This is a genomic window from Thiovibrio frasassiensis, assembly GCF_029607905.1.
Classification (GTDB): domain Bacteria; phylum Desulfobacterota; class Desulfobulbia; order Desulfobulbales; family Desulfurivibrionaceae; genus Thiovibrio; species Thiovibrio frasassiensis.
This window is the reverse complement of sequence record NZ_JAPHEH010000001.1, coordinates 2,522,441-2,536,254: the sequence shown is the minus strand read 5'-3', so window position 1 is coordinate 2,536,254 and position 13,814 is coordinate 2,522,441. Positions and strand designations below refer to the sequence as shown.

The window sequence follows — 13,814 nt, the reverse complement described above, 5'->3', positions numbered from 1 at the left end:
GGAAGCGCCCCTTGTTGCGGGGGCGTTTTCTATTTCAGCGCTTTCAGCCGCTTCTGGGTCATCTCAACCTGTTCGCTTTTCGGGTAATCGGCAAGAAGCTTGTTGTAAACGATCTTGGCCGTTTCCTTCTCGGAAAGCTTCTCAAAGGCCTGGCCCTGTTTGTACAGGGCGGCCGGAGCCTTGTTGCTCTTGGGATAATCGGCGATTACCTTCTGATACTCCAGGATGGCCAGCTCGAATTCTTTCTGTTGGAAGAGGCATTCCCCCAGCCAGAATCGGGCGTTGGGAGCCAGAGGCGCTGTCCGGTTTTTTTCCAGGTAATTCGAAAAGGCGTTGTACGCATCCTTGTATTTATTCGCCTTGTAGGCGGCCAGTCCCTTATTGTAAAGGGTGTCGCTGGTGTTTGTCTCTGGGGCCTGGCTCTCGGTTTTCTCAGCCGCCGGTTTTGCGGTTTCTTCGTGCTTAGACGCTTCCTCGTTTTTCCCCGGCTTTTTCTTGGTTTGTTCAGGTTCGATGGTGCGCGGCCCGCTGCTGGCTGAGTCCGCTTTTTTGCGCGCTTCTTCCGCAGCCTTGGCTGCACTGGTGGCTCGATCCGCTGCTTCTTTGGCCCGGGTTTCCTGGATGCGACTGAAATCGTCGGAGACGGAAGCAACCTGGGCGTTGACGCCGGTTATCTTGCCGGTTAGTTCCGCCACTTGGCTGCGCAGCTGTTCAAGCTGGCTATTGGTGGTTTGTTTCAATGCCGCCTGTTCTTCCTGCAGTTTTCGCGCTTGGATATTTTTTTCTTCCACCCGCGCTTCAAGCTGCAGGAGGCGCGACTTGAGTTGATCGAGCTGATTCGCGAGCTCAGCCTGGGAACCGCGCTGATTTTTCATGGCGGTGACAACATTCTCCATCTCCGCGATTTTTGTATCCGCGGTGCGGACCCGCATGTCGAGGCCCCGGACATCTTTTTCTGCGGCGCACTGCATGAGAAGCGGAGAAAGGCACAGGGCGAGAGCAAGATTGGTTACTGATCGTTTCATGGGGCTGCCTCCTGGCAAAATGAAAAGCTTTGTCTCCGTAACTGCATCATTGTTAATAAGCTATGCAGCTACGGATACTTATGCCGTTCTTGTTATTCCAATAGCACGAATATTTTGTGGCAACAGCTTACTGGTCCAGGCGTGGGGACCATTGCGGGTTGGATTGTGCCCCCCTGAGATTGAAAAGCGGGCGAAGACCCATGCCGTTTTTAAAGATGGTGCATATTTCCTGTTTGTTGTTCCTTTTGCGTGAAAAAACGAGCTGGCGGCCATCGGGGGACCAACTCGGGGATTCATGGTCTCCTGCTGTTTGCGTCAACTGGATCGGGGTCCCGCCTTCCGGTTTGATCATCAGAATCTGGGTGCTGCCGTTTACTCGGCCGGTATAGGCAATCCAGTCCCCCTTGGGCGACCAGCTCGGCGTACTGTTTTCGTTGCCGAGATAGGTTAAGCGCTGAACGGACTTGGTGGCGACGTCCATGACATAGAGTTGTGGGTTGCCGCTCCGGTCTGAAACAAAGGCCAGTCTTTTTCCGTCAGGCGACCAGGAGGGGGAAACGTTGACGCCCTCGCCATTTGTCAGTCGTCGCAATTCCTTGCCGTTGATATCAATCAGGTAGATATCCGGGTTTTTGGATTTGCTGAGGGTCACGGCAATGACACTGCCGTCGGGGGACCAGGCCGGCGACATATTGAGGCCCTTCTGGTAGGAAATCGCCCGGGTGGTCTTGAGGGTGTTCAGCGCGGTGATATAGAGATTTGGATTGTTCCGGTGATACGAGGTGTAGGCGAGCCATTTGTTGTCCGGGGAGAATTTCGGGGCAACAGCCAGATATTCATGCTGGGTTACCTGCCGGACATCATCGCCCAGAACATCGGCCAGCCAGATCTCTTTGTGTCCGGACGATGTTGAAACAAAGGCAATCTGACTCTGGCTCACTCCGCGTTCGCCGGTGAGCTGGAGGATGACCTCGTCGCAGAATTTTTTAATGTTGTCCTGATGTTTGGAGATGGGGATCTGGTAGCGACGGCCAAGGATCATGTGGCCCGATTGAATTTCATTGAGGCGCATTTCCAGCACAAGTCCGTTTGCGGTCATTTCATATTGACCGAGGATCGTGAACTCCGCACCCACCGCGGACCAGTCCCAGGTCTGGCTGCCGCCGTAGGCGGAGGGATCGATTATTTCCACAAAGCCGTGAAAGGCCAAGGCCCGGCTCAGGAGATCCGCCATCTTCTTGCCGCCGTCACTGATGACCCCCGGGCGGTTTTTATCGACAAAGTAGGGGACCGCGATGTTCACCTTGCGTACATTGGCTGAGGTGATATCGAGATAGACTATGGCCTCTGCCGGACGGGCAGAGCCGAGAAGTAGGCCGAGACAGAGAAGGAACATCCCCAGCCGAGGCAAGATCAGCATGGGGGAGTACGGTGTGGTTCTTGGCGGCAAATTGTTTTTCATATAAGAATCCATGTTATAAAATTTCTCCGGGTCTGAATTTCAGGCCGATTTCCATTTCTGAGAGATTGATGCCGATGGGAAATGGCGGCAACGGGGAAGAGAGCTTCAGGGTTTTTTCAACGAACTGATTAAAAAAGATATTGTCCGATTTCTTTTTGAAAGAGCTTTCCACAATAACCCCATCGCGCCGGACCCTGATAATGACAACCGCTTCGACGTTTGGTTTCCAATTCTGCAGGTCCGGCAGGGCCCAATGCTCATGGATCTGGTTGTTCACGGCAAGAAGATAGCGGCGGAGGTTTTCATCGACCATGATTCCGCTGCCGCCCGTTCCACTCCCTGTTCCGCTTCCTGCCTGAGTTGCCGAGGTGGCAGAGCCGGCCGCCGCTTTTGCCGCGGCAAGCTGTTGCCCTGCCATGAGGGCTTGTTTCAGGCTGTCAACCGCACCTTTTGCCTTTTTATCCGCATCCGCTCTGGCTTTTTCCGCGGCGTCTTTTGCAATTTTTTCGTTGTTTTCCGCGAGGAGTTTGTCCCGCAACAGCTTGACCTTGTCAATATCTGTTTTTTCTTTCGTTTTGATCGGCTTCAGCGAAATGGCGTCTTTTGCCACCGCAGGTGGTTCCGGCGCCGGCTGGGTTTTTTGTGGCGGCGTTGGCTTAACCGGCTCGGGTGGAGCTTGAGGCTGTCGGGATTCAGGCTGGGGGGCAACGGCGGCTTTGTGCGCTGGGGCCGGAGGCGGTCCGCCAAGATCCTGGACGGAGAAGAGGTTGACCGTATAGACCTCCGGTATCTTCCGCTGGAAATGCAACAGGTTCGGAGCGAAATACCCGAAGAGCAAAAGGCAGACATGCACACCAACGGTCAAAAAAAATGGTCTATGCCATTGCTTGTCGGGCAGATCGGATGTTGGGAGATAGAAAGGCAAGGGGTATCTGCTATCTTTTAGGTTTATCGATCTCGGGCTGGGTGATCATGCCAAGTTTGTCAAAACCAACGGCCTTGATGTCAGACATGAGAGAAACCACGACCCCGTAAGGGACTTCTTTGTCGGCCCTGAGGAGGACCGATTCGTTCGTGCCTTTTTTGGCAAGAGCGGCCAGTTCCTGTCTGATGGCGGCTTGGCTGCCCTTGGTATTGTTGAGCAAAAAATCTCCTTTTTTCGTAATCGTGACGATGATAGGAGCTTTTTCCTGCTGCAGGGGCTTGGCGGTTGTTTCCGGGAGATTAATGTCAACGCCCTGGGTCATCATGGGGGCAGTGATCATGAAAATGATCAGCAGCACCAGCATGACGTCCACCAGGGGGGTGACGTTGATATCCGAAACGAGTCGTTTTTTACAGTTGCCGTCTTCGACCGGGCCCATGGTAATTCAATTCCTGTAAATGTTTGTTAGCCCTGGCGGGAAATGAAATCCCGCTCTACGAGATTTAGGAAATCAACGGAAAAGCTGTGCATCCGGCTTTCGATTTCCGCCATTTGGTTGGAATAATAATTGTAAAAAACAACGGCGGGAATTGCCACCGCTAGGCCAGCGGCCGTAACGACCAGAGCCTCGGAGACCCCGGGAGCCACAACGGCCAGCGAGGCTGAGCCGCGCATGCCTATTTCATGGAAAGAGGTCATGATGCCCCAGACCGTACCGAAAAGACCGATGAAGGGAGCGGTACTGCCGGCTGTGGCCAGGAAGGGGAGTGATTGGGAAAGCCGAGTTGATTCGAGGTTTTCCGCTTTGCGCAATGCCCGTTTCAGGGGCTCCATGCCGGCGAGGCGTGTTTCCAGGGTTTCATCGGCTGAACGGGAACCGGAGGTGGTTTTGCCGAGTTTTTGTAACTCATGGTAGCCGGTTCTGAAGATGTTTGCCTCGGGGCAGAGGGAGAGGTTGTTGGCGAATCGGAGCGCCTCGGAAAGATTTTTGCTCTGCCAGAAAGCTTCAAGAAATTCTTCGCTTTCTATTCTCGCCTGTTTGTACAGGGAAAATTTCTGAAAAACAATGTACCACGAAGTCAGGGAGATGCCCAACAGCATGATCATGACAAACTTGACCGTGAGTCCGGCTCCCAGGAACATTGAAATAATATTAAGCTCACCCACTTGCAGTTGTCCTCTTTAGGTTAATTTGCTTGAGACCTGAAACGCATAATCCATACAAGAATCCACTTCGCTGCAGCAACCGGATGGCTGATCCTTGTCGAAAAAAATGGGGGGAAGTGACGCAGTGAAATTCCGCTGTTTGCGCCCCTGAATATTCCCGCTACTTGTAATTTTTTTTGTGCTTCTTGTCAATGGAACTCATTAATGATAACGATATTTCCCAAAAAAATATGCAGGAAACACTTGGGGTTTGCCAACGTGAATATTTTTGACATCATTGGGCAAAAAAGGTATTAAATTCAGGTTAATCATCGTCGGAACGTTGGCCGGCTGTGTTGTCCGGCCATAGTAGGATCCCGTTTCGTTTTCGGATACATTTGCAGGATAGAGCTTCCATGAAAGAAATCAAGGTTGGTTTACTGGGCTTTGGCACCGTTGGCAGTGGTTTGGCAGAGGTTTTGCTACAGCAGGCGGAACGTCTGCGGCGAAAAACCGGGGCCTCCATCCGTTTGTGCCGCGTGGCGGACATTCGTCTTGAAGCGTTGCCCCCGCAATTTAAGGATGTGGAGCTTGTTCGGGATGCGGATCTTATTTTTAAAGATCCCGAGATCGATATCGTGGTCGAGCTCATCGGCGGTATTGAACCGGCGAAGACCTTTCTCTTGCGGGCCATTGAGCATGGCAAGCATGTGGTTACCGCCAACAAGGCCCTTATCTCCCAGCACGGCATGGAGATCTTTGAAGCCGCGACCCGGAAAAATGTCGAAGTCGGCTTTGAGGCCAGTGTCGGTGGCGGTATTCCGGTGATCAAGGCCCTGAAAGAGGGGCTGGTTGCCAACAAGATTCTCTCGATCATGGGCATTATGAACGGGACGGCCAACTATATCCTCAACAAGATGACCGATGAGGGCATGGCCTTTGCCGAGGTACTGAAAGAGGCCCAGGCCAAAGGTTACGCCGAGGCCGACCCCACCTATGATGTGGAAGGCATCGATACGGCCCATAAGCTGGTGATTTTGATGACCATGGCCTATGGAATGCGGGTGAGTCTTGCCGATGTCAGCATCGAGGGGATTTCCCAGATTGAGCCCATCGACATCGACTTTGCCCGGGAGTTCGGCTACCGCATCAAGCTGCTTGCCATCAGCCGGAATCATGGCGACACGGTGGAGGCGAGGGTGCATCCCACCATGGTTCCGGAAAAAGACATGTTGGCCAACATCGGCGGCGCTTATAACGGTATCCAGTTCACCGGGGACATGGTGGAAGATATCTTGCTCTATGGCCAGGGTGCGGGAAAAATGCCGACCGGCAGCGCGGTGGCTGCCGATGTCGTCGATATTGCCCGGAACATCCTCTGTAACAGCGTCAACCGGGTGCCATGCCTTTCCTATCTGCCGGAGGAGATCAAGAGCCGGGGGATCACTCCCATGGAGAGTCTGCGCTGCTGTTATTATTTCAGGATGACCGCCATGGACAAGCCGGGCGTTCTTTCGGCCATTGCCGGGATTCTGGCACACCACCGCATCAGCATCGAATCGGTGATCCAGAAGGCTCGGCATAAAAAGGGCACCGTGCCCATCGTGATGATGACCTACGAGGCGGAGGAAGCCTCGGTGCGCAAGGCCCTGGCCGAGATTGACGCCCTTGATATCTGCACCGACAAGACGGTGAAGATCCGGATCATGAAGGCCCATGCGGAATAAGACGATGAAATACATTATCCTGGTCGGTGACGGCATGGGCGATCTGCCCATTGCCGAATTGGCCGGCAAGACCCCCTTGGCCTTTGCCAAAACCCCGGCCATGGACAGGATTGCCCGGGAGGGAGAGCTCTGCCTGCTTCGCACTGTCCCCGAAGGGTTCCCGCCCGGCAGCGATGTCGCCAATCTCTCTTTGCTCGGCTATCTCCCGCAGAAGTGTTACAGCGGTAGGGCTCCTCTGGAGGCCGCCAGCCTTGGCGTTTCCCTGGCGCCGGATGAGATTGCCTTTCGTTGCAATCTGGTTACCCTGCGTTTTGCAGAAGACCGGGTATATATGGAGGATTATAGTAGCGGTCATATCTCCAGCCAAGAGGCGAAGATTCTCATCGAAGGGCTTGAGGCGGTTGCCGGCACCAGTCGGTTGCGCTTTTATCCCGGGGTGAGCTACCGGCATCTTCTTGTCCACTCCGGTGAGCTTGGACCATTGGTCACCGTGCCCCCCCATGATTACACCGGTCGGGAGGTGACCCAGTTCTGGCAGGCGTATAACCGGATTCCCCATCTGCAAGAGGCCTTGGCAAAGGTGCTTCCCTTTCTTGCCGACCACCAGGTGAATCGTGACCGGCAGGCAATGCAGCGTAATCCCGCCAATGCTATCTGGCTCTGGGGTGAGGGCAAGTCCCCTTCTATGCCGACCATCAGGGAGCAGTTCGGCATAGAAGGATCCTTGATTTCCGCGGTTGATCTGCTTAAAGGGATCGGGGTCTATGCCGGCCTGGAAATCCTTGAGGTGCCCGGGGCCACCGGCTATCTGGACACCAACTATGCAGGCAAGGCCGCCGCCGCCATTGAGGCCCTGCAAACAAAGGATCTGGTTTTTGTCCATGTGGAAGCGCCGGACGAGGCAGCCCATCAGGGCAGTCTGCAGGATAAGCTGCAGGCCATCGAGGATTTTGACGGTAAGGTCGTCAAGCCGATTTTTGAGGCGATGCTGGGTAGCGGCTATGATTTCCGCCTGGCCGTGGCCATGGATCATTGGACCCCGCTGGCCATCCGAACCCACAGTGCGGACCCCGTGCCGGTGGCTATTTATGATTCACGGGCAGTCCGGTCGGGAAGCGGGTTGCCCTACGATGAGCACAGTGGTGCTCAGGCGGGAGAATTGCTGGCAGATGGTCGGCAGTTTTTTAACCGGGTTCTCGGACGCTGATGGCGGATAAAAGTCTGGATATGCATGCATTGTTGCATTGTCATCGCTGCCGGGTGATTTACGGCGATACCGATTCCGGCGGCGTTGTGTATTATGCCAACTACCTCCGATATTTTGAGGCGGCACGCACTGAATTTATGCGGGATCGTGCCCTCTCCTACAAGGAGATCGAAGGGCAGGGCTTGATCATGCCGGTGGTGGAATGCCATGTGCGGTATAAGGCATCCGCCCGCTATGATGATCTCTTGCTGATTGAAACCTCGCTTGTCGAGGTGAAGTCCCGGACCTGTCGTTTCGAGTACCGGATTATGCGGGAGCAGGATGGCAAAATGCTGGCCCAGGGGTACACCACCCATGCCATTGTCGATCTCAATGGCAGATTGACAAAATTCCCGGAGGGCTTGTTTGCTGCCTTGCAAAAACAGTCGTCTTGCCCGCCTTAATCCCTTTATTTTCCTTGACATTCTCCAGATAAAGAGTAATATCGGACAACTGACGCGGGGTGGAGCAGTTCGGTAGCTCGTCGGGCTCATAACCCGAAGGTCGTAGGTTCAAATCCTGCCCCCGCTACCATTTAAAAGTTAAGGACTTGGCGTATCTGCCGAGTCCTTTTTTTTGTTGCGGTTTTGGCGAAACGTATCCGTCGGCTACGGTTTTTCACCCTCCTTTTGTGGGGGAGTGATCCGCCGTTGGTTGCCGCAATGTTTATGGCGAAACACGCCGGAAGGAAATGCTCGGGAAGGCAGAGGGCATTTTGTAACAGGTTCTAATCCAGCAGGGGGTAATATGGCGGCAACCGTTGACGAAGTATCAATCAATTATGAAGAAGACGGAGTCGTGGTTGTCAAGGAAATCGAAAAGGTTATCCTCTCCAAGGGTGCCTGGGCGACCATTCTTTTTCGCTATCAGCAGTGGGATGCCAAAAAGAATGAATACAGCCCGGATCGATATTCCATCCGTCGCTATCGCAAGGTGAACGGGGAATACAGCCAGCAGTCGAAATTTAATATTTCAAGCCCTGATCAGGCGCAAAAAATTGTCGACGCCTTGCTCGGCTGGCTTAAATAAAGAAGTGCGCTTGTAAGCAAAAGGCTGCATTGCAATATGGTTGACTCCTTTTACTGAAAGAAGCTATATTTTTTCTGGATATTATTTTTGCTTTTGTGCGTACACAGGTTGAGAGCATGCATGTTGCGATCACGACACAATGCCTTGGCAGCCAAGCGAGGCTTCTTGCGACCTTTATCCGGTGTTTGAGTCCGCTCACGGCCTCAACGCACATGTTGCCGGGTCATTGTTAGGCCAAGGATGAATATTCCTTCTCCAACTCCTCCACGGCAAAAGCGTGTTTCCGTTGCGCTCCTCTTACTCTTCATCCTCCTTGGCTGGTTGTTTTTTTTCGTCTATCAGCGGCCACCTTCTCTGCCTGAAGTCGTCCCTATCCCGGTAACAGCGCGGGGTGATCTCGCCGCCGATGAGCAAAGCACCATTGCCCTTTTTCGTTCTGCCTCGCCGGCGGTTGTGTATATTACCAACATCGAGGTCCGGCGAAACATCTTCAGTCTCAATATCCATGAGATACCCAAGGGAACCGGTTCCGGCTTTCTCTGGGATAAGCAGGGGCGGGTGGTAACCAACTACCATGTCATCGAATCGGCCAGTCGGGTTGAGGTCACCCTGGCGGATCGTTCAACCTGGCAAGCCACCTTGGTGGGCGTTGCCCCGGACAAGGATCTGGCGGTGCTGCAGATCTCGGCGCCAGCCGAAAAACTCACTCCGCTTCCCCTGGGGGAATCCCATAATCTGCTGGTGGGTCAGAAGGTTTTCGCCATCGGCAATCCTTTCGGCCTTGATCAGTCCCTCACCTCCGGCATTGTCAGCGCCTTGGGGCGAGAGATTCAATCGGCAACCGGCAGAACTATCCAAGGGGTGATCCAAACGGACGCCGCCATCAACCCCGGCAATTCAGGAGGTCCTCTGCTTGACAGCGCCGGACGTCTTATCGGGGTGAATACCGCAATCTATAGCCCTTCCGGAGCCAGCGCCGGCATCGGTTTTGCCGTGCCCGTTGACGTGGTGGCCCAAGTGATTCCCGAGATTATCCGCTACGGGCGGCTGATTCGCCCCGGTCTTGCTATCGCGGTGGCGGATGACCAGATCGCCAGGCGGGTTGGCGTGGCTGGAGTGCTGGTCATGAATGTGCAGCCGGGCAGCGGGGCTGAAGCGGCAGGACTGCGGGCAACACGGAGAATTGGCGGGGAGATAATCCTTGGAGATGTGATCCTGGCTGTCGATGGGCGGAAGGTCTCTTCCTATAACGACTTGCGCAATGCCCTGGATCACTATAAGGTTGGGGATACTGTTACCCTCACCATCGAGCGGGCGGACCGGCAGATGCAACTGCCATTGGTACTGGAAGAGGTAGGATAGCGATTTGACCTGGTGGACCCGCGCCCTTAAGAGTCTTATCTCCATAAACGAGCAGCGGCTGGATCTGTTTCGGGTTTTTCCCGGAATAAGAAGGTTTCTGGCCGCGCGGCATCACTATGCCTATCTGCGGACCGGAGGTGATCTTCTTTTTGCCCTGGTGGTTATTTCCGGTCTTTTCGGCCCTCGGGATGCACACAGTAATGTCGCGGTATTTCTCTCGTGGGGCCTCATCTGGCCAAGTATTGTCCTGAGCTGGTTTTTTGTGGGCCGGATGTGGTGCGGGATCTGCCCATTTCCAGGGCTTGGCGTTTTCCTGCAACGGCGGGGCATTACCCTTTCCCTTCCCGTGCCAAAAAGCCTGCAGAAATATGGGGTCTACGCCTCGGTTATTCTCCTGGCTCTGATCGTCTGGATCGAGGTTGTTGCCGGCCTTGATCGCTCCCCGGTCGGTACCTCTTTTTTCGTCCTCTCCATTGTTTTCGGTGCGGCCCTGTTGGCGGTTTTTTTCCCCGGCCAGGCGTGGTGCAGGCATCTTTGCCCCTTGGGTCGGATCAGTGGCGCGGCGGCAACCCTTTCCATCACCGAGTTCAGGCCGGATCACGAAAAATGCCGGGGGTGCGAGACCTTTGCCTGTAAAAAAGGGGTTGATGGGAAACGGGGCTGCCCGGTTTATCTTGGTGCCTATGGCGTCCAGAACAACCTGCATTGCCTGGTCTGCGGCCATTGTCTTCCCTTCTGTGACCGGGACTCCCCGCAACTGCTCTTGCGAAATCCCTATTCGGAGCTGATCCGCAACAAGGGGCGCTACATCACCTGTTCGTATATCGTGCCGTTCCTCATCGGCTCCCAGCTTGCCCGCTTTCTGCGAAAAAAAGAGATCTACACCCAGCTGGCCGATTTTTCCGGCTGGCCGGACGCGGTTCTCTTCAGTCTGCTGCTTTTGCTCGGTTTTGGCCTGAGCCTGACGATTATCCGCTTCGGGGCCCGTCTCTTCGGAATTAGCGAGGATCCGCTTTTTGGCAAATTTTCGCCCATGGTTCCCATCCTGATCCCCATGGCTTTTACCGGCGAACTTGTCTACCGGCTCGGATACTTTGCTGCCGGGGTTGGCGATTTTATCCCCACCATCGGCCGTCAGCTGGGTGCGGGCTTTCTGGGAAAACTCTTTTTTACCATTCCCGATTTTCCGGTCCAGATCCTCTCCGCTTTTTTCATGCTCAACGGCTCCATTGCCGGCTGCTACATCCTCTGGCAGTTCTGTCTCAATGATTTCGAGGGGCACATCCGTTTCCGGAACTTTCTCGGGATCAATCTGCTCATTGTTGTTCTGTTATTATTCTATCTGGCTGTTATTTTTTGATTGGGATTGGCTCATAAAGGAAAGACGTTTGCGTTTGGCAAGCTCCCGCATGTCCGTCGCCAGATCTGATTCATCAATGATCTCCCTGCCCACGATTTCTTCAATGATATCCTCAAGGCTGACAACGCCGGTGACCGAGCCGTATTCATCAACCACCATAAAAAGATGCTTGTGGTGTTCAAAAAACTCAAGCATGACCGTGGTCAGCCGTCCTGTTTCCGGGACAAAATGCACAGGCTGCATGAATTCCCGCAGCGTTTTCTCCCCGGCTCCCTGTGTCGCCCAACTGAACAAATCCTTCCGCAGAATAATGCCCACCACCTCATCACGATTTTTTTCATAAATCGGGATCCTGCTGTGCATATTGAGCATCTCGTTTGATTGCATTGCCTCGGTCACGGTCAGGTTGGCCTCGAGCATGAAGGTGACGGTAAGGGGGGTCATGATCTGGCGAACGTTTTTGGCCTTCAGGTCAAGGATGTTGGTGATAACCCTCCGCTCCTGAAGGCTGATCTCGCCGGATTTATGACTCTGTCTGGCGAGGGCCTGGATTTCCTGGGCCGAGACCAGCAGGCCGTCGTCCTTGGCCGGAAGAAGGCGGGTGATTGCCTGGATGACCAGGATGAACGGAGTCATCAGCTTTACCATCCAGCGGAGAGGGTAGGCAATCCACAAGGCAAGCTCGCGGCAGTAGGAGACGCCGATGGTTTTGGGGAGTATTTCAGAAAAGAGAAGGATGGCCACGGTGAATACCACCGAGAACCAGACCACGTTGTGGGCCCCGAAAACTCCGGCCGCCGCGACGCCGACAATGGTGGCACCGGCGGTGTTGGCGATGGTGTTCATGGTAAGAATAGCGGTGATGGGGCGGTGGATATCCTTTTTCAGCCCCATGAGGATCCGGCCGATCCGTTTGTGGCCCTGGCCGGTGATTTCAATGTGGCTTATGGTTAACGAATACAAAGCCGCTTCGCAGAGGCTGCAGAGTGCGGAGATTATAATAACAAGTCCTGCTCCAAAACATAATTGCAGCATCAGGGGGCTCCTTTTTAAGCTCAGGCATGCGCTGGGGGATTTCACTGCGTCAACTGAGGGAAACATACCGTAATTATTTGATTGTATCATGCAATTATCGTTGCGTAAGGGATACTCTGTATTATATAAATAAATATCTCCTTCAATAAACTCCTGACAGGCAAGGACAGCCGCAGCCGGATAATCCCACCGAACCCTTTGTTTTTTTTAGATGGCGAAAACAGCTTCTGTTTTCTGAATGCGCCACCATGGCCTTGTACGCAAGGTCGGAAGGGGATCGGCAACCTATGGTTTGCATGAAAAAAAGTTCGGTTTTTATTGTTGATCCTGAGCCGTCACACAAGGCCGCTTTTCAGGAAATGCTGGGACATTGGCCGCATCTGGTCTGTTATTGCCTCACCATCGCCGAATTCAAGCAACTCACCGCCGGGATAGTGCCGGATATTGTCCTGTGCAATCTCACGCTGTCTGGCCTGCAGGATCAGGATTTCCTCCGCTATGTCACCCGGGCCTGCCCCCATGCGCTCAGGATTGTTTTTTCAGAAAAAAATGAGGCGGATGCGCTGGTAAGGCTTGTGGCCACCGGGGTTGCGCACCGGGCGTTTTGTCTGCCCCTGAGTAAGGAGCTGGGATGCTCCCTGGAGCACGATCTGAGCGTGCGCGCACGGATCCGGATGCGGAAATGCTGGGATTTCTTGAATCAAGGGCAGGGCTTGCCTGCACTCCCGCCGGTGGTGCATGAATTGGAAGCCCTGCTGCAAACCTCTGATTTTTCCTTGTCCCAGGTTGGTGAGATTCTTGGCAAGGATCCAATCCTTGCCGCCCGGCTCCTGCAGATGGTCAACTCCGTGCATTTTTCCGTGGGGAAGAAGATTGATGATCTCCACCGGGCGGTGAGCTGTCTTGGCTTGAGCAGAACACGCAAAATGGTTCTTTTTCTCTGCGCGCTCAACCATTTTCAGTACCCCAAAAAATTCCATCGTCATGCCTTGAATATTATTGATCACAGCATTCAGTGCGGCAAGCTGGCCGGCATTATTGCGAAAACGCTTGCCCCTGGGCAGGAGAGAACTGCGGTGACCGCCGGGCTTCTGCATGATATCGGCAAACTGGTTTTTCTTGCCTCCCTCGATGAGACGTTGCACCATTCCCCTGCTTTTATGCGCCGATATGGTCTCTTTGCCACCGAGGTGGAAGAGCAGATTTTTGGCATCAGTCATCTTGAGTTGGGCAGCGCTCTGCTGCTTTGGTGGAATCTTCCCATGGTCATGGTGGACACGGCGGCAAACCACAGCCAGCCGCTCAATGTCCTGCAGGGGGTGCCGTTATGCGTGGCCATTGCCGACCGATGTCTGCTTAAGGTCGCCAACGGTGAGACAATCACCACGGATTTCAATCTGCTTCCTTCTGATCTGCCTGTGATGCACTGGCTTGAATCTGCCAGCGGTCTGATCATGGAAAAAACCATTCCCATTGCCGCCTGATTACCGTCCTCAA

At 54.0% G+C, this 13,814-nt stretch carries 13 protein-coding genes and 1 tRNA gene; 8 read left to right on the top strand and 6 right to left on the bottom strand.

Annotation, left to right across the window (positions count from 1 at the left end; genetic code table 11):
• Positions 1 to 29: 29 nt before the first annotated feature.
• The 5 genes from ybgF to tolQ all read right to left on the bottom strand — a co-directional run bounded on the left by ybgF (position 30) and on the right by tolQ (position 4,579).
• Positions 30 to 1,025 (bottom strand): tol-pal system protein YbgF, encoded by a 996-nt coding sequence (gene ybgF, locus OLX77_RS11840; protein WP_307633813.1) that lies wholly within the window; start codon positions 1,023 to 1,025, stop codon positions 30 to 32.
• Between the two features lie 127 nt (positions 1,026 to 1,152).
• Entirely contained in the window at positions 1,153 to 2,487 is a 1,335-nt protein-coding gene (gene tolB / locus OLX77_RS11835; protein WP_307633812.1) for a Tol-Pal system beta propeller repeat protein TolB, read from the bottom strand.
• A 13-nt stretch (positions 2,488 to 2,500) separates the two neighbouring features.
• Positions 2,501 to 3,412 (bottom strand): cell envelope integrity protein TolA, encoded by a 912-nt coding sequence (gene tolA / locus OLX77_RS11830; RefSeq protein WP_307633811.1) that lies wholly within the window; start codon positions 3,410 to 3,412, stop codon positions 2,501 to 2,503.
• A 10-nt stretch (positions 3,413 to 3,422) separates the two neighbouring features.
• Entirely contained in the window at positions 3,423 to 3,851 is a 429-nt protein-coding gene (tolR, locus tag OLX77_RS11825) for a protein TolR (protein WP_307633810.1), read from the bottom strand.
• 26 nt (positions 3,852 to 3,877) lie between these two features.
• On the bottom strand, positions 3,878 to 4,579 hold the full coding sequence (tolQ, locus tag OLX77_RS11820) for a protein TolQ (RefSeq protein ID WP_307633809.1): 702 nt from the start codon (positions 4,577 to 4,579) through the stop codon (positions 3,878 to 3,880).
• A 395-nt stretch (positions 4,580 to 4,974) separates the two neighbouring features.
• Between tolQ and OLX77_RS11815 the strand changes: the two genes are divergently transcribed.
• From OLX77_RS11815 to OLX77_RS11785, 7 genes are all read left to right on the top strand, one after another.
• The gene (locus OLX77_RS11815; RefSeq protein ID WP_307633808.1) at positions 4,975 to 6,285 is read left to right on the top strand and encodes a homoserine dehydrogenase; all 1,311 of its coding nucleotides are present in this window, start codon (positions 4,975 to 4,977) and stop codon (positions 6,283 to 6,285) included.
• A 4-nt stretch (positions 6,286 to 6,289) separates the two neighbouring features.
• A complete protein-coding gene (locus OLX77_RS11810; protein ID WP_307633807.1) occupies positions 6,290 to 7,492 on the top strand; it encodes a cofactor-independent phosphoglycerate mutase in 1,203 nt (400 codons plus the stop codon).
• Complete coding sequence (locus tag OLX77_RS11805; protein ID WP_307633806.1) at positions 7,492 to 7,935, top strand: acyl-CoA thioesterase; 444 nt, start codon at positions 7,492 to 7,494, stop codon at positions 7,933 to 7,935. The genes OLX77_RS11810 and OLX77_RS11805 overlap by 1 nt, the downstream gene beginning before the upstream one ends.
• A gap of 53 nt (positions 7,936 to 7,988) precedes the next feature.
• A tRNA-Met gene (locus OLX77_RS11800) sits at positions 7,989 to 8,065 on the top strand.
• Between the two features lie 213 nt (positions 8,066 to 8,278).
• Positions 8,279 to 8,560 carry a hypothetical protein gene (locus tag OLX77_RS11795; RefSeq protein ID WP_307633805.1) on the top strand — a complete coding sequence of 94 codons (282 nt, stop codon included), beginning with the start codon at positions 8,279 to 8,281 and terminating at the stop codon, positions 8,558 to 8,560.
• Between the two features lie 240 nt (positions 8,561 to 8,800).
• Positions 8,801 to 9,922, top strand: a complete 1,122-nt coding sequence (locus OLX77_RS11790; protein WP_307633804.1) for a S1C family serine protease — start codon at positions 8,801 to 8,803, stop codon at positions 9,920 to 9,922.
• A gap of 4 nt (positions 9,923 to 9,926) precedes the next feature.
• The gene (locus OLX77_RS11785) at positions 9,927 to 11,282 is read left to right on the top strand and encodes a 4Fe-4S binding protein (RefSeq protein ID WP_307633803.1); all 1,356 of its coding nucleotides are present in this window, start codon (positions 9,927 to 9,929) and stop codon (positions 11,280 to 11,282) included.
• Here the strand turns inward: OLX77_RS11785 and OLX77_RS11780 are convergent.
• Positions 11,256 to 12,317, bottom strand: a complete 1,062-nt coding sequence (locus OLX77_RS11780; protein ID WP_307633802.1) for a hemolysin family protein — start codon at positions 12,315 to 12,317, stop codon at positions 11,256 to 11,258. The genes OLX77_RS11785 and OLX77_RS11780 overlap by 27 nt on opposite strands.
• Before the next feature lie 287 nt (positions 12,318 to 12,604).
• Here OLX77_RS11780 and OLX77_RS11775 point away from each other — a divergent pair, with 287 nt between their 5' ends.
• On the top strand, positions 12,605 to 13,801 hold the full coding sequence (locus OLX77_RS11775) for an HDOD domain-containing protein (RefSeq protein WP_307633801.1): 1,197 nt from the start codon (positions 12,605 to 12,607) through the stop codon (positions 13,799 to 13,801).
• Positions 13,802 to 13,814: the final 13 nt, after the last annotated feature.

Coding starts and splice junctions, on each gene's coding strand:
- OLX77_RS11790 (WP_307633804.1), top strand. CDS start 8,801: ATGAATATTCCTTCTCCAACTCCTCCACGGCAAAAGCGTGTTTCCGTT.
- OLX77_RS11805 (WP_307633806.1), top strand. CDS start 7,492: ATGGCGGATAAAAGTCTGGATATGCATGCATTGTTGCATTGTCATCGC.
- tolR (WP_307633810.1), bottom strand. CDS start 3,851: ATGGGCCCGGTCGAAGACGGCAACTGTAAAAAACGACTCGTTTCGGAT.
- OLX77_RS11775 (WP_307633801.1), top strand. CDS start 12,605: ATGGTTTGCATGAAAAAAAGTTCGGTTTTTATTGTTGATCCTGAGCCG.
- OLX77_RS11815 (WP_307633808.1), top strand. CDS start 4,975: ATGAAAGAAATCAAGGTTGGTTTACTGGGCTTTGGCACCGTTGGCAGT.
- ybgF (WP_307633813.1), bottom strand. CDS start 1,025: ATGAAACGATCAGTAACCAATCTTGCTCTCGCCCTGTGCCTTTCTCCG.
- OLX77_RS11795 (WP_307633805.1), top strand. CDS start 8,279: ATGGCGGCAACCGTTGACGAAGTATCAATCAATTATGAAGAAGACGGA.
- tolB (WP_307633812.1), bottom strand. CDS start 2,487: ATGAAAAACAATTTGCCGCCAAGAACCACACCGTACTCCCCCATGCTG.
- OLX77_RS11810 (WP_307633807.1), top strand. CDS start 6,290: ATGAAATACATTATCCTGGTCGGTGACGGCATGGGCGATCTGCCCATT.
- OLX77_RS11780 (WP_307633802.1), bottom strand. CDS start 12,317: ATGCTGCAATTATGTTTTGGAGCAGGACTTGTTATTATAATCTCCGCA.